Origin of the sequence: Lacibacter sp. H375, assembly GCF_037892425.1 — a bacterium.
Classification (GTDB): Bacteria; Bacteroidota; Bacteroidia; order Chitinophagales; family Chitinophagaceae; genus Lacibacter.
In genome coordinates this window covers 1,872,558-1,896,360 of the sequence record NZ_JBBKTT010000001.1, presented here as the reverse complement: position 1 = coordinate 1,896,360, position 23,803 = coordinate 1,872,558, and the positions used below count along the sequence as shown (strand labels likewise).

General features: G+C 40.5%; 19 protein-coding genes. 7 read left to right on the top strand and 12 right to left on the bottom strand.

The window, feature by feature from the left end:
- Window positions 1-14: 14 nt before the first annotated feature.
- From WG954_RS08385 to WG954_RS08375, 3 genes are all read right to left on the bottom strand, one after another.
- Window positions 15-1,007, bottom strand: coding sequence for a sensor histidine kinase (locus WG954_RS08385; RefSeq protein WP_340435445.1), 993 nt, complete (start codon window positions 1,005-1,007; stop codon window positions 15-17).
- A gap of 82 nt (window positions 1,008-1,089) precedes the next feature.
- The gene (locus WG954_RS08380) at window positions 1,090-1,443 is read right to left on the bottom strand and encodes a DUF4288 domain-containing protein (protein ID WP_340435443.1); all 354 of its coding nucleotides are present in this window, start codon (window positions 1,441-1,443) and stop codon (window positions 1,090-1,092) included.
- Between the two features lie 51 nt (window positions 1,444-1,494).
- Complete coding sequence (locus WG954_RS08375) at window positions 1,495-2,250, bottom strand: LiaF transmembrane domain-containing protein (RefSeq protein ID WP_340435442.1); 756 nt, start codon at window positions 2,248-2,250, stop codon at window positions 1,495-1,497.
- 178 nt (window positions 2,251-2,428) lie between these two features.
- On the opposite strand from WG954_RS08375, the gene WG954_RS08370 reads away from it, so the two are divergent.
- Window positions 2,429-3,994: a peptide ligase PGM1-related protein gene (locus WG954_RS08370; protein WP_340435440.1), complete on the top strand. Its 1,566-nt coding sequence runs from the start codon at window positions 2,429-2,431 to the stop codon at window positions 3,992-3,994.
- Window positions 3,995-4,022: 28 nt separating this feature from the next.
- Here the strand turns inward: WG954_RS08370 and WG954_RS08365 are convergent, their stop codons facing one another.
- Window positions 4,023-5,396, bottom strand: a complete 1,374-nt coding sequence (locus WG954_RS08365; protein WP_340435438.1) for a M20/M25/M40 family metallo-hydrolase — start codon at window positions 5,394-5,396, stop codon at window positions 4,023-4,025.
- Window positions 5,397-5,646: 250 nt separating this feature from the next.
- Here WG954_RS08365 and bshA point away from each other — a divergent pair, with 250 nt between their 5' ends.
- Complete coding sequence (bshA, locus tag WG954_RS08360) at window positions 5,647-6,783, top strand: N-acetyl-alpha-D-glucosaminyl L-malate synthase BshA (RefSeq protein ID WP_340435436.1); 1,137 nt, start codon at window positions 5,647-5,649, stop codon at window positions 6,781-6,783.
- On the opposite strand, the gene WG954_RS08355 is transcribed toward bshA, so the two are convergent.
- The 6 genes from WG954_RS08355 to porU all read right to left on the bottom strand — a co-directional run bounded on the left by WG954_RS08355 (window position 6,769) and on the right by porU (window position 14,628).
- Window positions 6,769-8,088 (bottom strand): murein hydrolase activator EnvC family protein, encoded by a 1,320-nt coding sequence (locus WG954_RS08355; protein WP_340435434.1) that lies wholly within the window; start codon window positions 8,086-8,088, stop codon window positions 6,769-6,771. The genes bshA and WG954_RS08355 overlap by 15 nt on opposite strands.
- An 83-nt stretch (window positions 8,089-8,171) precedes the next feature.
- Window positions 8,172-8,963, bottom strand: a complete 792-nt coding sequence (lolB1, locus tag WG954_RS08350) for a lipoprotein insertase outer membrane protein LolB1 (RefSeq protein ID WP_340435432.1) — start codon at window positions 8,961-8,963, stop codon at window positions 8,172-8,174.
- Window positions 8,964-9,008: 45 nt separating this feature from the next.
- On the bottom strand, window positions 9,009-9,443 hold the full coding sequence (gene dut / locus WG954_RS08345; protein WP_340435430.1) for a dUTP diphosphatase: 435 nt from the start codon (window positions 9,441-9,443) through the stop codon (window positions 9,009-9,011).
- Between the two features lie 9 nt (window positions 9,444-9,452).
- Complete coding sequence (ispF, locus tag WG954_RS08340; protein ID WP_340435428.1) at window positions 9,453-9,929, bottom strand: 2-C-methyl-D-erythritol 2,4-cyclodiphosphate synthase; 477 nt, start codon at window positions 9,927-9,929, stop codon at window positions 9,453-9,455.
- Between the two features lie 64 nt (window positions 9,930-9,993).
- Window positions 9,994-11,151: a type IX secretion system outer membrane channel protein PorV gene (porV, locus tag WG954_RS08335; RefSeq protein WP_340435425.1), complete on the bottom strand. Its 1,158-nt coding sequence runs from the start codon at window positions 11,149-11,151 to the stop codon at window positions 9,994-9,996.
- A gap of 69 nt (window positions 11,152-11,220) precedes the next feature.
- Window positions 11,221-14,628 (bottom strand): type IX secretion system sortase PorU, encoded by a 3,408-nt coding sequence (gene porU / locus WG954_RS08330; protein ID WP_340435423.1) that lies wholly within the window; start codon window positions 14,626-14,628, stop codon window positions 11,221-11,223.
- Between the two features lie 263 nt (window positions 14,629-14,891).
- Between porU and WG954_RS08325 the strand changes: the two genes are divergently transcribed.
- The 3 genes from WG954_RS08325 (at window position 14,892) to WG954_RS08315 (ending at window position 19,081) form a co-directional block, all read left to right on the top strand.
- A complete protein-coding gene (locus WG954_RS08325) occupies window positions 14,892-16,439 on the top strand; it encodes an SUMF1/EgtB/PvdO family nonheme iron enzyme (RefSeq protein ID WP_340435421.1) in 1,548 nt (515 codons plus the stop codon).
- Between the two features lie 116 nt (window positions 16,440-16,555).
- Entirely contained in the window at window positions 16,556-17,833 is a 1,278-nt protein-coding gene (locus WG954_RS08320) for a UDP-N-acetylmuramoyl-tripeptide--D-alanyl-D-alanine ligase (protein WP_340435419.1), read from the top strand.
- Window positions 17,834-18,103: 270 nt separating this feature from the next.
- Complete coding sequence (locus WG954_RS08315; RefSeq protein WP_340435416.1) at window positions 18,104-19,081, top strand: T9SS type A sorting domain-containing protein; 978 nt, start codon at window positions 18,104-18,106, stop codon at window positions 19,079-19,081.
- Window positions 19,082-19,121: 40 nt separating this feature from the next.
- Here WG954_RS08315 and mce read toward each other — a convergent pair whose 3' ends face one another.
- Window positions 19,122-19,523 carry a methylmalonyl-CoA epimerase gene (gene mce, locus WG954_RS08310; RefSeq protein WP_340435414.1) on the bottom strand — a complete coding sequence of 134 codons (402 nt, stop codon included), beginning with the start codon at window positions 19,521-19,523 and terminating at the stop codon, window positions 19,122-19,124.
- A gap of 155 nt (window positions 19,524-19,678) precedes the next feature.
- Between mce and WG954_RS08305 the strand changes: the two genes are divergently transcribed.
- Window positions 19,679-20,011, top strand: a complete 333-nt coding sequence (locus WG954_RS08305; protein WP_182803953.1) for a HesB/IscA family protein — start codon at window positions 19,679-19,681, stop codon at window positions 20,009-20,011.
- A gap of 84 nt (window positions 20,012-20,095) precedes the next feature.
- Here WG954_RS08305 and WG954_RS08300 read toward each other — a convergent pair whose 3' ends face one another.
- Entirely contained in the window at window positions 20,096-22,870 is a 2,775-nt protein-coding gene (locus WG954_RS08300) for a T9SS type A sorting domain-containing protein (RefSeq protein ID WP_340435410.1), read from the bottom strand.
- Window positions 22,871-22,999: 129 nt separating this feature from the next.
- On the opposite strand from WG954_RS08300, the gene gldF reads away from it, so the two are divergent.
- Window positions 23,000-23,803, top strand: a complete 804-nt coding sequence (gene gldF / locus WG954_RS08295; RefSeq protein ID WP_340435408.1) for a gliding motility-associated ABC transporter permease subunit GldF — start codon at window positions 23,000-23,002, stop codon at window positions 23,801-23,803.

Genomic DNA, 23,803 nt, shown 5'->3' with positions numbered 1-23,803 from the left:
TTGTACATCATGTATCAAACATTCCTTGAAGCGTCAGATACGATTGGTTGTGGTATGATCACTGTTGTACTAAAGATATTTTCTTTTGCTGTTGTTTGTAGCAGATCATTTCGGCCAAACATTAAATATAAACGTCGTTGTACCGAGCTCAATCCAAAACCTGTTCCCTTTTGTGCTGCGGCAGTTGAAGGATCGAATGGATTTTCAACTGTAATCACCAGTTGACCGGCTTCAGCTTTTGCCAGCAGGTAAATGCGTGAATCTTCTGTTGTATCATACAATCCAAACTTTATGGCGTTTTCTACCAACGGCTGTAAGAGCAAAGCAGGCAACTGCATTTTCCATGCATCGGTATCTAATTCCAGTTGTGTGCTTAAGCGATGTCCGAAACGCACTTTCTCAATATCAAGATATAACTGCAGAGAATGAATTTCATCTTCCAGTTTTATCCATTGTTGCTCTTCTTTACGCAAGGTGGTACGTAAAAAATCAGATAACTGCTGCACCATTTCTCTTGCTTCTGCAGGTCGTGAGCCAATAAGTGCATTGATTGAATTAAGTGCATTGAATAAAAAATGTGGTTGCAATTGCTGACGCAGTTTATACAGCTCCGCTTCTTTACTTAATTGTTCTGCTTCTGTTTTTTTCTTTTCTGTTTCAGCACGCTCCTGCCAGTTAAAATAAGCGTAACCAACCAGGCTTATACACCCATTGATCAAAAAACCAATAGCAAAACGTATAGGCCATGTATTATTAACCAGCAACTGGTAATGCGTATTGTTTTTGTAAATAAGATCTAACAATTTATCAGATACAAAAAACCATCCTGTTGTAAGCAGTATGATCCAGATAAAAAGATTCAACACGTTGTTTGAGCGTGGTAAATAAAACCGAAGGATCGTAAACATCAGCATAGACACGTAGATCAATAAGCTGTTGCTCACAAGACTATCCGTTAACGCTTCAAACCAATTCAACCCGATTTGGTATAAGGCCAGTTGATGCATACTGATCCATATGAACCAACTGACACAGAAGGGAATCATGAATTGACGTGAACGAAAAGGTGAAATAGCCACTTACAGTTGTTTAGGATTGATAATTTGCTGCTATGCGTTTTGCTGCGTCTTCAGAACGCAACTGCATGCTGTGAATAAATGATGCAGCCTGCTCTTCTTCACTGATGCGTGAAAAAATTTCAGCACCATCTATTTCGGCGGCAAACGGATAAATATCGGTTACAGCAATTAATTTCCAGCAAACAGGTTGTTGTACATAATTGAGAAACGATTGTTCTTCCTGCTTACCAATATGCTCAGCCTTTTTAACTGCTGCTGCTGGATCAGCAGCTTGTATCACCCGCAGCTGTTCTTCAAACTGTGCCGTATGTGATCCATCGCCACAAATGATCTGAAAAACTATTTTAGTAAGATACCAGTTCATGATTGCAGTTGAGTTGTGATAAAGGTTTATGGTTAATGAATTTCAGTTTGATCAGATCGACTTGATATCAATTCCACCAAACATCACAAAACCTTCGATCACCAGTATTTTATCTGTACTTACGCCGGCAGGGCGCTGACGTTTATCTTCAATTGCACCAAAGATGGCGACTACTTCACTGCGTATTTGCCAATGAGCAGGTACAAATAAGGTGGTGCCTCCAAACACATTTACTACTTCAAGTTTTATCGTTCCGGCAAAGTCAGCATGTGTAAGATTAATTTCAGAACCACCAAAGATGGCAACTGATTCTCCTCCTTTAAAATTTTTCGAGTACACATTCTTTTTCACTGCACCAAATACAGCCGTCGCATCAATTACATCTTCTTCCTGAACCGAAGATGTAGAAAAGCTATCTTGAGAATAAGAAGCAGGCTCAGCTGCTATATTTTCATCCTGTTGGTTACCAATAGTCACCTTACTTCTGCGAAACAAAAAGCTTAATCCTATTGCAATGAGAATAGCAGGTGCAATAAAGTTGCGCAAATTCCAATCAGGCACAATTTTCAACACAAGAAAAAAACCACCAAGTCCCATTAATATCAGCCAGTTAACCCCCTTAAACTCCTCCTTAACCGCTACAATAAACCCAACAACAATCAGGATCATTGGCCAGGAAAATAAAAAATCAGGCAGAGAAAGATCGAGATTGCGGAGCAGGATTATAACACCAACTGCCAGTATAATAAGGCCGATCCATTTTTCATTTGATTTTTTTGTTGTTGATCCCATACAATTGCTTGTCATTTTTATGAATTTAGAACAAAACTATCGTCTCATCAAATGGCGGTCAACAGTTAGTAGAGCAGCCAGCATTAAAAGTCGGTGAATGGCGGGATCGTGTCGGTAAGCTGCGAACGAAATGACCGTCTGAGGGGTGAAACTATGCACTTGACATCCTTCCTTTCATTTTCTATATTGTGGTATGCCCGAAATCATACAGCAACACCCATCGATTGAAAGTGGATCATCAACTGCTCCAGCTCAAACATTAAGTGCAAAAGACAAAGTACTGTTCAATGAATTAAAAGAACAACTCTGCGAACAGTTCAGAACAACTTTTCCTGATAAACTTGCACCACGAACGGTTGTGGTAATTCCAAGTCTTACATTAGACCATACCATTCTTTCAAAAGTAAAGGGCCATGTGTTTTATGAAGAGCGTTTGCTTTGTTTGCTCATGTTATTGCGTATGCCACGCACAAGGGTTATTTATGTAACCAGTGTACCCATTGATCCGGCGATCATTGATTATTATTTGCATCTGCTTCCGGGCATTACGGGTTATCATGCCAGGCAGCGGCTGATCTTGTTGAGTTGCTTTGATGCTTCGTCCACACCACTCACAGAAAAAATTCTGCAACGACCTCGATTAATTGAACGCATCAAACAATTGATCGATCCAAATTCACCTGCACATATAACCTGCTTTAACGTAACAGAACAGGAACAGGCTCTTGCATTGCAACTGCAAATCCCCTTGTATGGTTGCGACCCGGAATTGAATTATTTAGGAACAAAAAGTGCAAGTAGAAAATTATTCAAATCATTGAACATACTTACACCCGATGGGTTTGAAGATGTAAAAAATAAAGAAGAAGTGATCGATTGCCTTGTATCACTTAAACAACAAAAACCCACATTAAGAAAAGCAGTGGTGAAAATGAATGATGGTTTCTCAGGTGAAGGCAATGCTGTGTTCTCTTATGAAGGTGCTACGGCTGATGATTCATTACGAAGCTGGATTGCCGACCACATCGATCAGCAATTAAAAATTGTTGCAGCCAAACTTACGAGTGAAGTGTTTTTTAAAAAGTTTGAACAGATGGAAGGTATTGTGGAAGAATTCCTGGAAGCTGAGATCATTACGTCGCCATCGGTACAATGTCTTATTGATCCGTTGGGAAATGCATCGGTACTATCAACACATGATCAAATGCTGGGTGGTGAAAACAGCCAGGTATTTTTAGGTGCAACATTTCCGGCCGATAAAATTTATGCAAGAGAGATCGGCCGTTTAGGGTTTATTATTGCTGAAGGCCTAAAGAATAAAGGCGTGCTTGGCCGTTTTGCTATTGATTTTATGAGTGCAAAAGTTGGTAATGAATTCAAACATTATGCAATTGAAATTAACTTACGGAAAGGTGGCACCACACACCCCTACTTAATGTTGCAGTTTTTGACTGAAGGCGATTATGATCCTGAAAAAGGAGAATACTTTATGCCCGATGGAAAGAAGCGATATTATTTTGCAACTGATAACCTGCAACGGGATTGTTACAAAGGCTTAACCCCACACGACCTGATCGATATTGCTATGCTGAATGATCTTCATTACAGCAATGCGCAGGAAGAAGGTGTGATGTTTCATTTGATCAGCGCACTTTCTCAATTTGGAAAAGTTGGCTTGGTATCTATTGGCCGAACTCCTGAAAGAGCAGTGGAGTACTATAAGAAAGTAGTGGATGTATTAAATAAAGAGTGTGAATGAGATCAATTTCATTCACACTCTTCTTATTTTACAAGCCGTATTGATCAACTACGTACAACAGCAGCACCATATTGATTGCACCTAATTCAAGCTCACGCTTACTCACCATTTCAAATGTATCGTTGGCTGCATGATGATGATCGAAGTAACGCTGCGAATCGGGACGTAACCCTGCAAGCGTGGTGCCCAATGGGCGTAACGGACCAATATCTGCACCGCCACCGCCTGCAGAAAATTCATACACACCATACGGCTTAAATAATGGCACCCAATTGCGGAGTTTATTCAATGTTGTTTCTTCGGCAGTAAAACCAAATGCTCTTGGTGTAAAACCACCGGCATCACTTTCTAAAGCAAAAATAAATTTCTTGTTTTTTTCTGCAGTTGCTACTTCAGCATACTTGCGGCCGCCACGCAATCCATTCTCTTCATTCATAAACATCACGACACGAATGGTACGCTTGGGCTTAATGCCTAACTTCTTGTACACACGAATAATTTCCATACTCTGTACGCAGCCTGCACCATCATCATGGGCACCCTCTGCCAAATCCCATGAATCAAGATGGCCACCAACTGTAATCACTTCATTGGGAAATTCTGTTCCTCTTATCTCTCCAATTACATTATGACTTTTTACATCAGGCAACATTTCACACTCCGTACGGAAATACATTTGCAAGCCTTTTTTCTTTTTCAACTCAGCACTTACATATTCTGCATGACGGGTTGAAACAGCAATTGCCGGAATTTTTGGAAATGAATCATTATACGTTGTTGCACCTGTGTGCGGATAATCATCAATATTGCTTGCAAGCGAACGAACCATTACGCCTATAGCACCATACTTTGCTGCCATTGACGGGCCACGACCACGAAACTGGCCTGCTTCACCATATGAACGAAAGGTTTCAACATTGGTAGGGTTCATCGGGAAATTATAAAATACAATTTTCCCTTTTACGCCTTTCTCACCCAATGCATCTAACTCGCCGAATGAACGTACTTCGATCACTTCTGCCTTCACTCCTTTTTTACCCGTACCAACACTGTTGCCTAATGCGCAAATATTCAACAAAAAGGTTGCGCCTTTATCATCAACCAATAATGCACTTTCTTTTGCACCACGTACCCAATGCGGCACTATACATTCCTGCAGGTAAACAGTATCGGCACCCAGTTCTTTCATCATGCGAAAAGTTTCTTTCACTGATTTTTCTGCCTGTGGCGAACCACTTAATCTCGGTCCCACTTGTTTACAAAGAAAACGCAGATTGTCGTATGCTTTGCTGTTGGTGAAAATATCATCGGCAATGCGTTTAAACATAGCCGAATCTTTGTTTTGCGCATCGGCTGCGAGGCCCAGTAAACAGAAGGCCATTGCTACTTTAATTGTTCTCATGCTTATTTTTGGAGTTGATTGGAATGCTCAAAATAGAACAAGTCTGTTAACCTGCAAAAAGAGCTATTGGGCTTCCAACTGCTTTTTTACGAACGGCAAGCACTGAAAAAGGCCAGTTAGTTGAAAATGTTAACTTCGTTTCTGTAACCTGTCAAATCATCAGAAAGAATGTTCTGGCACGGAAAATGACAACCATATAAATCAAACAATCCCTCGATGGGTTTGTTTCAATAACTAATAACTGGATTACATGAAAATAGGTATCGTATGCTACCCAACCTTCGGCGGTAGCGGTGTATTAGCAACCGAACTGGGAAAAGCATTGGCAGAAAAAGGGCATATGGTTCACTTTATTACGTACCAACAACCGGTTCGTCTGAGTGGTTTTTTTACCAATATCTTTTACCACGAAGTGCGTGTGCCACATTATCCCTTATTCGATTATCCGCCTTACGAAACAACTCTTGCAAGCACAATGGTGGATGTGGTGCTGAATAATGACCTCGATCTGTTGCATGTACACTATGCCATTCCGCATGCATCAGCTGCCTATATGGCCAAACAGATACTCAAGAAAAAAGGAAAAGACATTCCGGTTATTACTACCCTGCACGGCACAGATATTACACTGGTGGGTAAGGATAAAACCTTTGAACCTGTAGTTACATTTTCGATCAACGAAAGCGATGCTATTACAGCAGTATCGAACAACCTGCGTAAAGAAACCTATCATTCATTCGCCATTGAAAAAGAAATTGAAGTGATCCACAACTTTGTGGATGTGCAACGCTTCGATAAAAAACCATTGGATGCTTTCCGTAAGGTGCTTGCACCAAATGGCGAACGCATTATTGCGCATGCAAGTAACTTCCGTAAAGTAAAACGGGTGAATGATATCATCCGCATATTTGCCAATATCAATAAAGTTGTTCCTTCTAAATTATTGATGGTGGGCGATGGGCCCGACAGACCCGGTGCTGAAGAACTTTGTCGTGAGTTAGGTATTTGTGATGATGTGCGTTTCCTCGGCAAGCAGCAGGAAATGGAAGAGATCCTTGCTATCTCGGATATGTTTATTCTTACATCAGAATATGAAAGCTTTGGTTTATCGGCTTTAGAAGCAATGGCAGCAGGTGTTCCTGTTCTGTCGACCAATGCAGGTGGTATACCTGAGATAAATATTCACGGCGAAACAGGTTATATGGCCAACATTGGTGATGTTAATGAACTGAGTCGCCTTGGAATTGAATTGCTGAAAAACGATGAACTCTTACAATACTCTAAACAAAAAGCAAAGGAACAAGCAGCAAAATTTGATATTCACTACATTGTTCCTTTATATGAAGAGTTATACGAACGTTTTGTAAACGTATCAGCGACCCCTTAACCAGGGACTTGGATTGATCATTTGATTTTCACGTGCAAGCACAAAGTTAAGTTCTCCATCGCCATCGATGTTGGTTCCAACACGACCGATCACTTGTCCTGTTTTCACTGTTTGTCCTTTACTTACACTGGTAGATGAAAGATTACTGTAAGTTGTAAAGTATTTACCATGCTGAATGATAACAGCTGTATTACCACCTACATCAAACACGCTTCTGACTTCCCCATCGAAACAGGCTTTTACAGAAGTACCTGCGGGTGAAGCGATGGTAATAAAATCCTGGTTCCCTTTAATAGTTGTACCAGGAATAACATACGATCCAAAATTGATTGACACATATCCATTATCAACAGGGAATGGCAATTTCCCTTTATTACTTTCAAAATTGTTACCCAATGCAAGATCTTCCTTGTTGTATTCGAGATAGCTTTCCGTTTTCTTTGGCTCGTCTTTCTTCACCGCAGGTGCAGTAACGGCAGGTGCAGTTGTCGTTGGATTTGTTTTTGCATTTTCTTTTGCAATACGATCTGCTGCTTCTTTATCTTTTCTTAACTTATCTTCTCTTTCTTTTGCCTCTTTCTTTGCTGCCGCAATTTCCCGATTGATTACGGCTGTAATAGATGCCTGTAATTGTTGTGCCTGTTTTTTCTTCGTGGCAATATCTTTATTAATCTCTTTCTCACGCTTCTTTAAATTATTCACCACCGAAGCCTGTTCTTCTTTATCCTTCACCAATTCACCCATCTCTTTGCTCTGATCATTTAACACAGCACTTTTTTCTTTCCGTGCATTCGTCAATTGTGTAATCTTGTCCCTGTACATCAGTTCTGTTTTATTGATCACTTCAAGTTGCTCAGCTCTGTAACTGCGGTATGCTTTCATGTATGCAATACGGCGTATGGCATCGTTAAAATTGGTAGCCGAAAATAAAAAGTTGAGAAAATCGTAACTACTCCTGTTCTTGTAAGCATACACCACATTATGTGCATAGGTCATCTTCAATGTATCAAGGTCCTTTTTCAACCTTCTCATTTCAACGTAAGAAGTATTTATATCGCCATTTATTGCACGTACCTGCTTGTTGATGGTGTTAATCACTTCATTACGTAAACGGATCTTATTCTGTATTAACGTAAGCTGACCAATACTCTGCTTCTGGTTCTTCTTGATATCATTATACTGCCTGTTAAGCATATCAATTTCCTGCAGCGTTTGTTTACGCTTTCTTTCCAATTCATTTTTATCCTGTGCAAACAAGGCCACCTGCAAAAGGGTACAGCATATTACCAACAAGAATTTCAGCATAGGTATATGGTTTGATTGGTTACAAAAATAAGGCTAATGCCCGAACAGGGTAAACGCAGCATCAACGGAAAACGTATGCCTTATCAGATTCTTTTGAATTTTTTAGGAACTGTAAAGGGATAGCTCAGGTCCTCATTAAATTTATAATCCTTGAATTTCAGCTCTACATCCAGCTTATTCTGCTGCGAAATGGTGATCTGCCGTTGTGTAGAAAATGAAACACCGGTCTTATTCTCGTAATTGTTATAAATAAGATCACAAGTGCGGTTAAGCGTGGGATCATTATCATCCAGCTTACTTTTCTGTACCGAATAATCACTTGCAACTGATAATAAATTTTTAAACAACGGAGCAATACTCAACAGCGTATAGCCATTTACGTTATTTGTGTATGATGTAACACTGTCTTTATTAAAAAAGATCGGGTTACCAACCAACAGATCCTGCAGATCAGCAAAGCTGAACGGTATCTGGCTCAATTCCTGAATATGGCTCAACGGACGTACCTGGTAAGTGTTTGCCAGTTTATCTAACAACTTAATGCTGTCTTTTGAGATCAGAACACGAATGCCTTCGATACCAATATCATTGCTGAGTGATATCCAGATGAGGCTATCTTTCAACATCCGCACATTGGCAACAAAATCGGGCTGGCGGCCTTTGCTGTTACTGTAATCAACTTTTATTTTCGCTGAGAATGTTTTAAAGTCGATGTGCTTTTTCTCAACGTTTGCCAATACTTCGTTTACCATACGCACGGTGTCTTCATGCGTTGGGAGTTTTTCTACAGGCGTAGCTATTGCAACAGTATCTTTCTTTACAATTGCCTGTTGAATTTTTTTCGTTGATCTGCATGCGCCGAAAACCAGCAGCATTAAACATGTTACGAGTATAGATAGAAAATTCTTCTTCATCAATTATTAATGTTTTCCGGTGCTGCCAAAGCCACCCGCGTTACGTTCTGTTTCTTCCAGTTCAACAGAAAGGCTCCAATCAATCTTTTCTACTTTCTGTATCACCATTTGTGCAATACGGTCTCCATTACTTACAGACTGAATTTCGTTACTAAGGTTGATTAAGATAATCTTAATTTCTCCACGATAATCTGCATCAACTGTGCCCGGTGTGTTTAAACAGGTAATCCCTTGTTTAATAGCCAAACCACTTCTTGGTCGTATTTGAGCTTCAAAACCTTGCGGCAGTTCAATAAATAAACCGGTTGGTATCAACGCTCTTTCAAGTGGGTGTAATGTAATGGTTTCGTTAATAAAAGCTCTTACATCCATGCCGCTGCTACCTTCAGTGGCATAAGCAGGTAATGGATTATTTGATTGATTGATGATCTTAACAGTCATGATTCATTTTTATTTTTCAAGCAATACGGTTGCATAAGCCACAAGGCCTTCTTCTCTTCCTACAAATCCCATAGTTTCGGTTGTGGTTGCTTTCACCGAAACAGCATCAATTCCTAGTTCAAGAATAGAGGCAATGGTTGATTGCATCTGAGCAATATAAGGTTTGATCTTTGGGGCCTGTAAACACAAGGTGCTGTCAACATTCACAACACGGTAACCTTTCTCCCTGATCTTATCAAAGCTTTGCTTCAGTAAAATTTTACTGTCAATGTCTTTAAATGCGGCTGAGGTATCAGGAAAATGTGTGCCAATGTCGCCAAGCGCAAGTGCACCAAGCATAGCATCGCAAATAGCATGCAGCAATACATCGGCATCGCTGTGGCCCAATGCGCCTTTATGATGTGGTATTTCAACACCACCTATAAACAATTTTCTTCCTTCTGCTAATTGATGGTAATCAACGCCTGAACCTATTCTCAATCCCATAATGTAAATAAAAAAGCGAAGGTAAACTACCTCCGCTTTTGGCAAAATCTTTTATCTGTTTAACTTATTGGCTGCTTTCGCTACCATCATCGCCACTCAAATCAAACAACAAACTGAAACGAGTTGTGTTGCTCAATGGGTTACGGTTAATCCCCTGGCCTGTTGGTACAAGATAAGAGAAGTTAAACCCAAGCTTGTTATATTTAACACCGGCACCCACGCTAAAGAAACGACGGTTGCCTTTTGTTTTTGCTTCATAGAAATAACCTGCACGTGCAAAGAACTGATCATTATAACTGTATTCCATACCTGTTGATATCTGGAATTCTTTCAGTTCTTCACTAAAGCCACCCGGTGCATCACCAAAGGAAGAAAACCAGCTACCCACAACACCTTTGTTGCGGTATGCTTCAATTTCTTCCGGTGTACGAACAGAACCCGGAGGTGTTGGCACCATCAGTTTATTGATATCTAGCCCAAAGCTGATCTTGTTCACATCATCAATTGCTTTTGTATAAACTCCACCAATTCCTAAGTTGGCAGGAATATAATCTTTACCACGTGCATCATTTGTGTATGCGATCTTGCTGCCAAGATTGCTCATTACAGCACCTGCAGTAAAACCAGTTCCTTCTTCGTTCAAACCATTATAGTAAAACGAAATGTCGCCGGCTACAGCTGTACCTGGCTTTAATGTAGCCCCGTTAAATGTACCAGTACCAAGGTTTGAATAGATAAAGCGAAGAGCAATACCCACTCCAATCTTATCACTGAGTTTACGGCTGTAACCTCCATCAATAGCAAATTCTCTTGGCACAAAACGTTGAAGATCGTTACCAGAGAAATCGGTGAATTGAATTGTACCGAGGTTGAAGTAACGCAATGAACCGGAGACAGATGTTATTTCATCAATTTGGTGATAACCTGCAACAGTTGCAATAAATACATCATTCAAACCAAGATCTTTTAACCATGGTGTGTATGTTAAACCAATTGCTGAACGTTGTTTTGCAAATGGAATTTTTGCCTGGTTGAAAAACGAAGAGTTTGCATCAGGTGAAGTTGCAATACCAACATCGCCCATACCTCCTGCACGTGCATCGGGTGAAATTCGCAACATGGGTACAGCAGTGGTAACTACATTAATTGAATCCTGTGCAAAAGTGTGTGAAGTAGATAAGCAGAGCAATATGCCTAACGCATAGGCGGCGTTCTTTCTCATAAGAGTTGAAATTTGAGCCATAAAAATAGAGGAAAATTGAACATTAGCGTTCATAAACAGAGTTTGGTTTTACAGCAGAACGAGTTTTTGCAAAGCAGATTGTTTTTTGCCAAATGAATCCTTAACCTCTAATTGGTAGATATAAACACCTCTTCCAATTTTTTGGCCGAAATCATCTTTCCCGTCCCACTCAATGTCAAAAGAACGGTTTCCTTCATTAAATATTGTACGGGTGATTGTTTTTACTACTTTTCCTGAAACAGAATAAATACGAATGAGCACTTTCAATTGATCACCGGGTCGGTTGTGTTCAAACATGAACTTAGTAGTTGTTGTAAATGGATTGGGATAATTATAAACATGTGCAAGTTTCAATTCTTCATCTTTAATAACACGAAACTCAAGCCTGTATTCATTGCTGTTGTTCTGCACATCCCATGCCTTTATCTTTAAAACATGTAATCCTTCCTTTAGTGCAGGCAACTGAAAACGTGCTGTGCCCTTTTGATAACTGTCTGCATCTGCTTCATAATAATCATTCAATACAAATAACTGACTGTTATCATCATCTAATGTTGCAGTAAGATCATGACCAATACCTGTCCCTACTGTGTTGATGCCGCTTGAATCAGCCAGTTTTACCAATAGAACAGGCGTTTCATTGGTAATGCCGCCAGTCACAAATTTCTCATCATTGAGATACCCTTTTATTGTTGGTCCATCATCATCTGCAACAGGATTATTTCCTGCCCCGCCAACGATTATTGTTGTTTCGGCACCGTTGCCGTCAACGTTGCCGTTCTCGGCATAGTAACTTATTTTTCCATTGCCGAATTGATAGTTGATGTCTTTCGGCACAACAAAACTGTAGCTGAATTCGCCGTTTGTTACTTTGGCTTTGCCTTTAAAAATAATATTCGACTGCTGATTAAAATTTATTGCAACACTTCCGGCATCGTTACCGAAAGTTTTTACCTGCTGCACTTTATCATAAATAATTGGATAAACATTGCCGTTGAAATTTGAAAGTTTATTACCTGCGGCATCTGTTACTTCACCTTTAATACTGTAACGATCCAACGCTTTCAAGGTATCAGTTGATGGAATTTGATTATTGAAGGATGTGGTACGTACTTTCAATGTTGGGAAGCCCAAACGAACTGCAGGATCGCCCAGCAACGTAAACTTTCTGTTGTTGATGATATCGCCAAAGGTTTGATAAGTGAAATTCTTTGCACGTTTTACGGCATCACCCAATGATGGTTTCACACCATTTGCATCGGGCTGCAATGCAATACGGAAATAATTGTTGTTCATGATACGGTTGCTGAAAGCAAAAACTACTCTTGTGGTCGTCATTAATGCAATTGCGCCTGTACGTTCCCGTAAGAGAATGTTTTCACCGATAGAATTAACTGATGGATTATCATAGGGAGCAAAATCGCAAGTTGCCGTAATGAACAACGGTAGTTTGTTGCTGTTGCTCCATGTGTTCACCATGTCCTGCTCAAGAATAGCTTCGCCTGCCAAACGTCTGGAGCCACCGTGACCGCTGTAATTCCATATAAGTGTTCCTGCAAAAATTTTATTATTGATGGCCTGGTTTACTTCCGGGTAGCGACTACCTCCGCTACCACTTTGCTGTCGATAAGCATCTAAATAAATTTTTGAAAGGTTGAAGGTTTTGTTTTGTTCAATAACAGATGCATGAAACTCGCCATCATCTAGGTGAATATTATTGTCTTCATCATCTGCTACCAGCGTTACATCATTGCGCCACGGTCCAAAACTTTCTTTCGCATGATAACGGATGATCTTATCAACAACGGATTTTGCTTCCTGCAAATTTTTTGCGGGAATTCGACCAATACCAATGTCAAGCAGACTTAAAGGAAACTGCCGGCCAACAAAATCATTATCATCTAAAAATCCAAAGAAATCATCTGACGTATATGTGGCCAAGGGATCAAGCGAAATATCACTTTCGTAACACGGAACAAAATTAGTATTACCACTTACCCGATTAAGATAATCATAGGAAGCATCTCCAAACAACAAAAGATAACGTGGTCGCTTTGTTGTATCAGCACCTGCCCTGTCGTAAAACATTTTTACAAAATTGCGAATTGCAGTAGGGTCCGGACTTCCTGAGGAAAATTCATTATATACCTGCTCAGTACTCACGGTTAATGTTGTAAGATTTTGATTCTGTCTATGCCATGCTGCCAATCGTTGTGCTTCACTAAGCAAAGAAGGATGTGCAACAATAATATAATTTGGAGCAGCTGAACCATGCAGATCCTGGTTACTGATCTTACCAACTGCTGTTGGTTGTAAAAAATTGTTTTGATTGAATGCAACATACTCACGCAAACGTTCAGCTGTATTCACAAACTTGAATTCATTACCGCTGAAAGTACCTGTTATGTTTTGTGGGCGAAGCGGATCAGTAATATCCCAAACTAACGTACTGCTTACGGCACCCTGTAGCCGAAATTCGGCAACGTTGCCGGCGCCAACTGTTTCCCAATCTCTGAATAACAGTTGATCAACAGCATTCATACTTAATTGACGTTGTGGAAATAATTCAAACCAATTAAGCCAACCCTGAGCATTTACACTTGTTGGTTGATAGCTGTATTGCACCCCGAGTGAGGATTGGGAAATATTAAATGATGCGACTAGTTCATGTGCTGCTGCAACAGGATCGTATGTGCCTGTACCTACCGAACTTACTGTATGTTGTGCTACATTGTTATTATTGGCCCTAATGAGAAATGAACTTGCAACACCGTTACTTCTGGCGGCTACATTAGAAACTATTTGAACGGAGCCTGCAACAAAGTTGGGAATGGTAAAGTTGAATGTTCGGTTCAAGGTACCACCCGGTGTATTGCTGAATTCTTCACCAAACCATTCTTTACCACTCTTTAAAAAATTGATGGTATCAAGTTCATAAAAGATCCGGTCTTTAAAAGAAGTTACTGACTGGTTGGGTGTGCCGGCAATTGTCCTGTTTTGTATTCTAGAGCCTGAGCCGGAAATATTCAAAAAATAAAAAGATTCATTACCATATAAATTCTTCCTGTGCCGGAATCGTTTATTTACAGAATCCTTCACCCATTGCTGCGGACCATTTGCATAAAAAAGAAGATAGTCAGTCCCGTTCAAGACGCCATCTCCTCCATCAACTACTGTAATTGAATTTTCTACCAGATCATCAGTTGGAATAACGGCATTATCCTCCGGCAGCATTTCGCCCCCGTTGCCAAACAAACGAACACTGCCGCTTTGTAGGTTGGCTGTATTTATTCCCAACGATTGCAGAAAAGCAATATTGATCCGGTAAACACCCGGCTGCTTAACTGCAAATTTGTACCAATCGCCGGTCGCCAATACAGAATTGTTGCGATAAGTGCGTTGGGCATTAGCGGCAACAATAAAAAAACAGGCTATCAACAGGGTGCTGTATCGCATAAACAGAGAATTCAAAGATACCTGATTGACAAATGAAAACAGCTTACTCAGATTGCCTCAACCTGAGTGATGCTGCTTTGAAACGTAATTTCACGGTCATGCATGTAAGCAGAAATACTGAAATTAGAAAACACGAAGGTTCATTCCTTCAGTATCTAAAAAGATTCAGCTATGTTTGTATTCGGTCTTTTTAAAATTTGGGCTGAATAATCCAATACAATATTTTTGAACCTTCCTCGTTAACTATCAAAACGAACGAAAAGATGAAAAACCTTTTCCGCATTAAAAATCTAGGTATCCTATTAATTGGGGCTACACTTATTACATCTTGTAATTTATTCAAGAAGAAACCGGCGAAATCGACTTCAACTGGCTGGACATATAATGATCCAAACGGCAGTGGTTTCCGTGTATCAAAAGAAAAAGAGCAAAAAACCGGTCCAGGACTCGTTTTTGTGGAAGGTGGTACTTTCACAATGGGTGCTGTGGAAGAGGACGTTATGCGTGACTGGAACAATATTCCACGTCGTGTAACGGTTGCTTCATTCTACATGGATGAAACTGAAGTTGCCAACGTACACTATCGTGAATACCTCTTTTGGCTCGATCGTGTGTTCCAGGATACTGCAATTACAAACAAAGCATTGCCCGATACGTTGGTATGGAGAAGCGAATTGGCATACAACGAACCTTACGTAGATTACTATTTCCGCCATCCGTCATACAACTTATACCCTGTTGTGGGTGTCACCTGGAAACAGGCGTATGATTATTGTTTATGGCGTGGAGATCGTGTAAACGAAAACATCCTCTACGAAAAAGGTATCACCAACAAAAAGGCCGAACTGCAAAAGCAAATGCAGGGTGGTGGGCAGGATAATTTTAATACTAAAGCTTACCTGTTAGGTGAATACCAGGCAACTCCCGGAAAGAATATCAAAACTTATAAAGATCCCATAACGAAGCAGGTTCCAACAAATATCACTTTTGAAGAGGGGATCATTTTGCCAGATTACCGTCTGCCTACAGAGGCTGAATGGGAATATGCTGCTTATGGTCTAATTGCTCAGAACCCTAACCCTCGTCGTAGCGAAAAGAAACGTGGTGAGGAGTTAACGGCAAACAAGCAAGTGTATCCTTGGGCACAAAATGTAAATGGTTTGCGTGATTCACGTCGCAGCAGCTGGCAAGGTCAGTTCCTGGCAAACTTCAAACGTGGTGCTGGTGATAACATGGGGGTTGCGGGTGGTTTGAATGACCGTGCTGTAATTCCTGGTCCAATCAATTCTTTCTTCCCCAACGGTTTCGGTTTATACAACATGGCTGGTAACGTAAGTGAGTGGGTAGCGGATGTGTACAGACCAATGACTCCTAGTGATGGTGATGATTTCAACTACTATCGTGGTAATAAATTTCAACGTGTGGATCTGAGCACTGGTAAAGCTGAGAGGGATTCTCTTGGTCGTATCAAATACCGTGACGAAACTGATGATGAAGTTAAAAACCGTCGCAACTATCAAAAAGGATATGCGATCGACTACCTTGATGGTGATTCATTAAGTAATGTTACCTATGGTTACGGCAAAACAACCTTGATCAGCGATAAGAGTCGTGTGTACAAAGGTGGTAGCTGGAATGACCGTGCTTATTGGCTCAGCCCCGGTTCACGTCGCTTCCTTGAAGAAGATCAGGGAAGTTCAATGATCGGTTTCCGTTGTGCTATGACACGCTACGGCAGCCAGGAAGGTAACGGACGTAAAACCGGTAACTGGTTCGCAAAAAAGAAACAAAACAACCGTAAGAGAAATTAATCTTTTCGTTTGATGATATTTAACCCCTCCAAATCGGAGGGGTTTCTTTTTGTAATTACCGAAAGAAATCCGGTTTGATAAATCTTAGAAAATAATCATACTGCTATCTTTGAGTTATGCGTATCGAAGAACTCTATCAATTATTTCTCCAGCACCCGTCAGTACAAACAGATACCCGTAAATTAAAAAAAGGTGATCTGTTCTTTGCATTGAAAGGCGACAACTTCAACGGCAATAAATTTGCAATGCAGGCGCTTGAAAAAGGTGCGGCTTATTCGATAGTTGACGAATTGGTAACAGGTGCGGATGATCGCTTAATAATTGTTGAAGACGTATTGAGCACATTGCAGCAATTGGCAAAATATCATCGTCAGCAATTCAACATTCCATTTCTGGCAATTACTGGCAGTAATGGAAAAACAACTACTAAAGAATTGATCCATGCGGTACTTTCTTCATATTACAAGACATACACAACGGAGGGCAATCTCAACAATCATATTGGCATTCCGCTTACGCTTCTGAAAGTAAAATCAGATGCAGAACTAGCTGTGATAGAAATGGGTGCGAATCATCAAAAAGAAATTGCCGGTTATTGTGAATATGCATTACCAACTCATGGGCTGATTAATAATGTTGGCAAGGCACACCTTGAAGGATTTGGCGGTATTGAAGGGGTGAAAAAAGGCAAGGGCGAATTGTATGACTATTTAAGAAAAACGAAAGGAACCATTTTTATTAATAATGACCTTGATTATTTAAAAGAGATGAGCGAAGGAATTGAGCAGAAAATCAGTTATGGCACTTATGATGCTTCCATTACGGGTGAGCTTATCAGCAGCGAACCTTTTCTTGTCGTAAATTTTACCCACCAGCCTGAAATTGGCCGGATCAATACCCATCTTGTGGGCGATTATAATCTTCCTAATGTATTAGCTGCAGTTTGTGTTGGTCTTCATTTTGGTGTACCTGCACAAAAGATAAAAACATCTGTTGAATCCTATCAACCTTCTAATAGCCGATCCCAAATGATCGAATCGGGGACAAATAAGATCATCCTCGATGCCTACAATGCCAACCCCAGCAGTATGAAACTGGCGATTGAAAACTTTGCCAAACTACCGGCCCAAAAAAAGGTGCTGATGCTGGGCGGAATGGCTGAATTGGGTGAAGCTAGTCTTGCCGAGCATCAATATATCATTGATCTTATTCAAAAATTCAATTGGTATAAAGTGGTGCTTGTTGGTGGTGATTTCAATAGAATTCCCCACTCTTTTGAAAATTTTAAATCCTCGGCCGAAGCCCGTGATTGGTTTAAAAGTCAACAATTTACAAACACACATCTACTCGTTAAAGGCTCCCGCAGCATGAAAATGGAAGAAATTCTTTCATGAATACTTGCATAAGTCAAAATCATTAGTATTTTTACGGTCTTTCCCCAAAATCCTTAAGAATTATCTCTTAGCCCCCTTACCTATTTCTACCCACTTATAAGTGATCCAGCCCCCTGAAACGAACCGTTAACTTATTCCGTTTACGTTATTTATTAATGGTTCACTTTTATGAAGCAATTTTTATTCTCTCTATTTGTATTTCTGTCTGCATCTACTTCTTTTTCTCAACAATATTGGCCGCACGCTTTTGCATATCCGACATGTTCAACAATGGCCCCCGCAACCACCAATTGTACAAAATGGCCTGTAGTAAATAACGGATATTGGGATCAAGGGTCGACTTGGAACGGCGGCACAGTTCCCGCAAATAATGATGTTGTATGCATTCCATCCGGAATAACAGTAAAAGTAAAACCAGGTAATACATATGCAGCCGAAGCAAGCTGTCAAAGCAATCCATCCACCTCACCACGACTTCAAATTTTCGTTTGTGGCACGATTGATTTTGATCCTTCAGGCAAACTGTTTCTAAGTTGTTTCAGCTTTATTCAGGTATATGGAGGTGGTAAGATATCAGCAACGAACGGGAGCAGTGATCTTATTCAAATAGGTTCAAATATTGTTTGGGGAGGTCCTGGTACCGGTAATCAAGGAGATATTAATGGACCATACGTTTTGTCGTGGCCATTTATTGGTGCAGGTGTTCTCCCCGTTGCCTTTGACTATTTCCGTGCTGAACAAAAACAACCATATACCGTTCGATTAGAATGGGCAACACTTGTGGAGAATAACAGCTCTTCCTTTATTATTGAACGCAGTTCCGACCAAAAAGCATGGACGGCAATAGGTACTCTCGCCGCACGTGGAAATAGCAACAGCCGCAGCACTTATTCCCATCTTGATCTACAGCCTGTAAATGGTTATAATTATTATCGTCTGAAACAAGTAGACTACGACGGACAGATTACCTACTCAGAAACTGTTCGTTTTAATAATCAAATCAAGAAAAATCTTACTGTATTTCCAAATCCCATTGGAGATGTTGCCCAACTTTACGGTAAAGAATCATTTCAATCCGGACAAACAGTCCAGGTCATTGATGCGAAAGGAACTAGGGTAAAAGTGATTACGGCAACGGGTGGCAATCGATTAGAAATTGATCTTTCTGGTTATTCAGCCGGGTTGTACTTGATACAGCTGATTGGAAATGGAAAAGTGGTTGAAAACCTGCAGGTCGTTAAACAGTAAAACTTACATCCTAAATATAAAAGTAGCTGCTGAAAGGCAGCTATTTTTTTTCCTGGCATAACTCAATCAATACGCCGTTTGTTGATTTAGGATGAAGAAAACAAACCAGTTTATTGTCCGCACCCTGTTTCGGTATTTCGTCCAATAATATAAACCCTTCCTTTTGCAGACGCTTCATTTCACTTACAATATCATCCACATCAAAGGCGATGTGATGCATCCCCTCTCCTTTCTTCTCAATAAATTTTGCAATCACCCCATTTGCGGTTGCACTTTCCAATAATTCAATTTTTGCTTCCCCCTGTTTAAAGAAAGCTGTTTTCACCTGCTCACTCTCGACAAATTCAGTTTTGTAGCAATTAGTGTTTAACAACTTTTCAAACAATGGAACGGAGGTTGCCAGGTCCTTAACAGCGATGCCTATATGCTCAACTTTATTCATTTGGCTGTTTATTAATTAGCAGCAATTTACAAACCTTCTTTGTTCCTCACGAAGAAACCCGGCTCACCTAGTTTTGCAATTTGACTAACTTTGCAGACAAGACGGCAGCCAACAGGCATTGGCCCGTCAATTGCTCATCTTTAAAAAACAAGACGATGATTTTTGTAACAGATAAGGCGAAGGAAAAAGTGGCGAACCTGATGCAGCAGGCAAATGTAACGGGCGACAATTCCTATTTTTTACGGGTAAGTGTGGTTGGCGGCGGCTGCAGCGGCCTTAGCTACAAGCTAGATTTTGACAACGAATCGAAACCGAACGATCAGGTATTTGAAGATAACGGGGTAAAAGTGGTGACCGATATGAAAAGCTTCCTTTACCTCTATAATACCACGTTGGACTTCAGCGATGGCCTTAATGGCAAAGGGTTTCATTTCAACAACCCGAACGCCAGCAGAACTTGTGGCTGCGGCGAGAGTTTTGCAGTTTAATCGCCACTAATTCTTCGAACGAAAAAACATTCAAAATAAAAGCCCCTCTTTTGGAGGGGCTTTTCAGCAGTTGGTTTCGGGTCTTTATTGTTTAATAAAGCTTTTTGTGGAAAGCCCGTTCTTTCCTGAGATCCTGAGATAATACATTCCCGCTTGCAAGTGAGATATATTGACTTCGTTATTGAATTGTATGGTTTGGATGCATTGCAACACCTGACCGGATATATTGACAAGTTCAATTTGAGAAATGCTGCTTGGCTCGGCAAAGCTGACCATAATTTTTTCTGAAGCGGGGTTAGGGCTGATTCTGATCTGTTGTTCGCTTCCAAACCAAATCTTCACCACTCTCGATATTCGCTCTCTTCCCATTTTGTCAACAGCCCTCAAGCGGTAGTAGTTCCATCCATTAAATGGTTGCCGGTCTTCTTCAGCATATGATGCCGTAAACAGAATCACCTTGGCAGGCACAACTTTCAAGGTTTCAAAACGGATACCGTCTCTGCTTCTTTCCAGAATAAATTCATCCTGCTCGTTATTGTTACTTACCATCCAATTAATTGCGACATCAGTTTTGCGTGCCATGGCACTAAAACCTGAAACATCAAGTGGAAGAAGATTCTCCAGAAAATCTGTACTGGCCAGGGAGAATGGGCTAAAAACAGAAACATTGTTCCAGGTAATCGTTCCTTCAGTTGTATTTCCAGTTAGTGCGTCTGCACCAAAATTGTCCCATTCATTCGCTGTTTCATTGAAATGAGCGATTGCAAGATCGGGCAAACTTGATACATAAGAAACATTGCAATTACTTCTAGCATTCCATGAAAGAGTAACATCTACTGAAGAACTGCCATTTGAACGATCAAGCTTCCAGTATTCACATCTACTAACCCTGGTGAGACCTGCACTTTTCATTGCTGCACTTACAGGACCTAATGCGGTAGCACTGCCTACAATAAACTCAACAGTAAAGGCATCTGTAATTTGTGCAGGTGCAGAAATGCCGATGAAACGATAACCTCCCCCGGCTGGCCCGGCCTGCTGCGGTTTGCCAACCGGGAATACAAATGCACCGTTCCCAATTTTTTTCAACGGACCGTTTACAAACGATAAGGAATTTCCTCCTGCAGGGCAAGTTGCTGTTGCATTTAAAGTCAACAGGTTCGCAGAAGTTGTGGATACAATTCCATTATTCAAGGTTAGGATACCGGAAATTGCGGATGGACCATTTAATGTTTTTGCTCCTCCTCCACTTATAACTACATCCTTATAATCAGTTCTTGCAGAAAAAACCTGCGCAGTAGCCCTTGAATATTCAACTGTACTTCCTGCACTCAGAACGATGTTTTCAACATCAGCACGAATTGAAGTTGAACTTATTCCCGTGCCTCCGGTAAAACCATGAACATCACCACAAACAAACCTTGCACCGCTTTCTAATGTTACTGTTTGAGTTCCCGTTTGACCCGTAATTGATTCGTCATTTATTGTAAATACAGCTCCGTTTTTAATTGTTAAAGATCCGCCGTTGCTTAGGTTGATGTTTGCATTTGAGTTAGCAACATACGGACTGTTAATTTCAATGTTGTGATAAAAAATACTTGCTGAGCCTCTGATAGTTTGATTGGTTACCGGCGTACCTCCAAAAAATTCAATCACTCCGCCTGTTAAATTATAAGTTCCCTGAATATCTGGGTGGGTTCCCGTACCAGCCAACCTGAGACGGCCGCCATCCATCGTGAGACTGGTTGTAATATCACCAAACGTAAAATTGAGTGTTTCTAAAACTGCATTCTCTGTTATATAAACTGTCCCTTCAGGGATACAGCCACTGCTCAAAAATTTACTTCCGCTTCCCGAAAATGTAATGTTCTTATAATCAGAACGTGCATTAAAAGTTTGATTTCCAGTTAAGCCATACTCTATGGTGCAACCGGAATTGAGCACCGGTGCAATGCCAGGTATTGCGGCGCCTGTACCAGTAAAACCATCTATATCCTTTGTAATGAATTTCCCATCTATAACAATACTGCCGCCTGTGTTTTGACGTATTTGACTTTCTCCGCCATTATCAAAAATTGCTGTTGAACCAATGGTAAATGCCCCGCTCAAATTAAGATGATTTACTCCATTCATAGCAACCTTCCTCGTTCCGGCAATTGTTACATTTCGCAAAGAAATATTTCCTGACTGCGGGATAATTACTGTTCCACCTGTAGTGCCGGTAACAATAAGATCGCTTGTATTTGTTCCTGCTAAAAAGCCGGCGGTACGAACTAATGATGCGCCATTTAACGTTAACGATCCGCCAGCTCCAATATTCAGAATTCCTGCTGTTAATGTAAGTGTTCCATTTATTGATCCATTGGAACCAGCCATTGATACAGTTCCGGATGGCTTATTAATTTCCACATCTTCCAAAATTGTCCCTATAGTCAACCCAAAAACGGCTTGGTTACCTGCGCCTGAAAAAACCAATTTCCCTCCGGCAGCCCAAGGAGATAAATAATTAGATGCTGAATTGTTAATGGTGATTGTTCCTTTTACATTCAATATTCCGGTCGCAGTAAATGCGAGTCTTCCACTGGTTCCACCGCTGGAAATATTCAGGTCATCACATACAGAAGTTGCATTATCAACGAAAATTGTATGCCCGTTCTGAACAAAAACAGCTTTTGAAGCTGTTGGTAATTGACCTGTTGTTGCTGCGGCCCATGACGTCCCGTTATAAACATTCCATGAGTTAAAATCGCTCCAGTTACCTGATGCATTTTTGCTTTGGAAATCGCCGGCAACCTGTGCCTGGGCGCTGAAATAAATGAAACAGGATAATAGTGTTAGTGATAGATTTGGCTTAGTCATACCTTGGTGATTTATAGCTAGCTTCTTACGGTAGGTAATAACGGCCTTTCAAAGGAGACTTTTAAGATAATAGTTCATATTGTAAAAACGCAGCAATTTTAGAAGGGATTCAATAATAATTTTACAAGTGTGCGTTCTGGAACTACAACTGCTGCGCCTTTTGAAACAGGATTCGGCACGAGCTGTTTATTCCTTTATTTTTGCTGCTCTATGTGGGCCATTTGCAAAAAAGAATTCCGTCAGTTTTTCAGCAATCTTACGGGATACATCACCATCATTCTTTTTCTTTTGCTGAACGGGTTGTTCCTGTTTGTATTTTCCAGTTTCAACATTCTTGATTACGGCTATGCCACACTGGAAAACTTCTTCAACCTTTCTCCTTACATCTTATTGTTGTTGATCCCCGCAGTTACCATGCGCCTCTTCCCCGATGAATGGAGAGCAGGCACAATGGAAATTTTGTTTACACGTCCGTTAACCACCCGCCAAATAGTTCTTGGGAAATACATTGCATCATTGCTGGTAGTGTTAATTGCATTGCTTCCAACACTTACTTATCTCATCACCATCAATGCCATGAGTGCCGATGGAACTTCACTTGACCTAGGTGGTATCATTGGTTCATATGCTGGTATTTTGTTTTTATGCTCTGCCTTTACCGCTATTGGTATTTGTTGCAGCAGTTTCACTAACAATCCTGTTGTCGCTTTTTTGTTGAGTGCTTTTTTTTGCTTTGTGTTATATAGCGGCTTTACAGCTTTAAGTAAACTAGTTGGAACTGGTTTCGACTACATTGTTGAAATGCTGGGCATGGAATTTCATTACCGCAGTTTATCGAAAGGCGTGATCGATAGTCGTGATGTGATTTATTTTTTAAGCATCACTTTCTTTACTTTATTCATCACCATCCAACGCATCGGCCGGAAAAATTAA

Coding starts and splice junctions, on each gene's coding strand:
- porU (WP_340435423.1), bottom strand. CDS start 14,628: ATGCGATACAGCACCCTGTTGATAGCCTGTTTTTTTATTGTTGCCGCT.
- WG954_RS08380 (WP_340435443.1), bottom strand. CDS start 1,443: ATGAACTGGTATCTTACTAAAATAGTTTTTCAGATCATTTGTGGCGAT.
- WG954_RS08370 (WP_340435440.1), top strand. CDS start 2,429: ATGCCCGAAATCATACAGCAACACCCATCGATTGAAAGTGGATCATCA.
- bshA (WP_340435436.1), top strand. CDS start 5,647: ATGAAAATAGGTATCGTATGCTACCCAACCTTCGGCGGTAGCGGTGTA.
- WG954_RS08300 (WP_340435410.1), bottom strand. CDS start 22,870: ATGACTAAGCCAAATCTATCACTAACACTATTATCCTGTTTCATTTAT.
- WG954_RS08315 (WP_340435416.1), top strand. CDS start 18,104: ATGGCCCCCGCAACCACCAATTGTACAAAATGGCCTGTAGTAAATAAC.
- WG954_RS08365 (WP_340435438.1), bottom strand. CDS start 5,396: ATGAGAACAATTAAAGTAGCAATGGCCTTCTGTTTACTGGGCCTCGCA.
- ispF (WP_340435428.1), bottom strand. CDS start 9,929: ATGGGATTGAGAATAGGTTCAGGCGTTGATTACCATCAATTAGCAGAA.
- lolB1 (WP_340435432.1), bottom strand. CDS start 8,963: ATGCTGCTGGTTTTCGGCGCATGCAGATCAACGAAAAAAATTCAACAG.
- mce (WP_340435414.1), bottom strand. CDS start 19,523: ATGAATAAAGTTGAGCATATAGGCATCGCTGTTAAGGACCTGGCAACC.
- WG954_RS08305 (WP_182803953.1), top strand. CDS start 19,679: ATGATTTTTGTAACAGATAAGGCGAAGGAAAAAGTGGCGAACCTGATG.
- dut (WP_340435430.1), bottom strand. CDS start 9,443: ATGACTGTTAAGATCATCAATCAATCAAATAATCCATTACCTGCTTAT.
- WG954_RS08385 (WP_340435445.1), bottom strand. CDS start 1,007: ATGCATCAACTGGCCTTATACCAAATCGGGTTGAATTGGTTTGAAGCG.
- WG954_RS08325 (WP_340435421.1), top strand. CDS start 14,892: ATGAAAAACCTTTTCCGCATTAAAAATCTAGGTATCCTATTAATTGGG.
- WG954_RS08375 (WP_340435442.1), bottom strand. CDS start 2,250: ATGACAAGCAATTGTATGGGATCAACAACAAAAAAATCAAATGAAAAA.
- WG954_RS08320 (WP_340435419.1), top strand. CDS start 16,556: ATGCGTATCGAAGAACTCTATCAATTATTTCTCCAGCACCCGTCAGTA.
- WG954_RS08355 (WP_340435434.1), bottom strand. CDS start 8,088: ATGCTGAAATTCTTGTTGGTAATATGCTGTACCCTTTTGCAGGTGGCC.
- porV (WP_340435425.1), bottom strand. CDS start 11,151: ATGAGAAAGAACGCCGCCTATGCGTTAGGCATATTGCTCTGCTTATCT.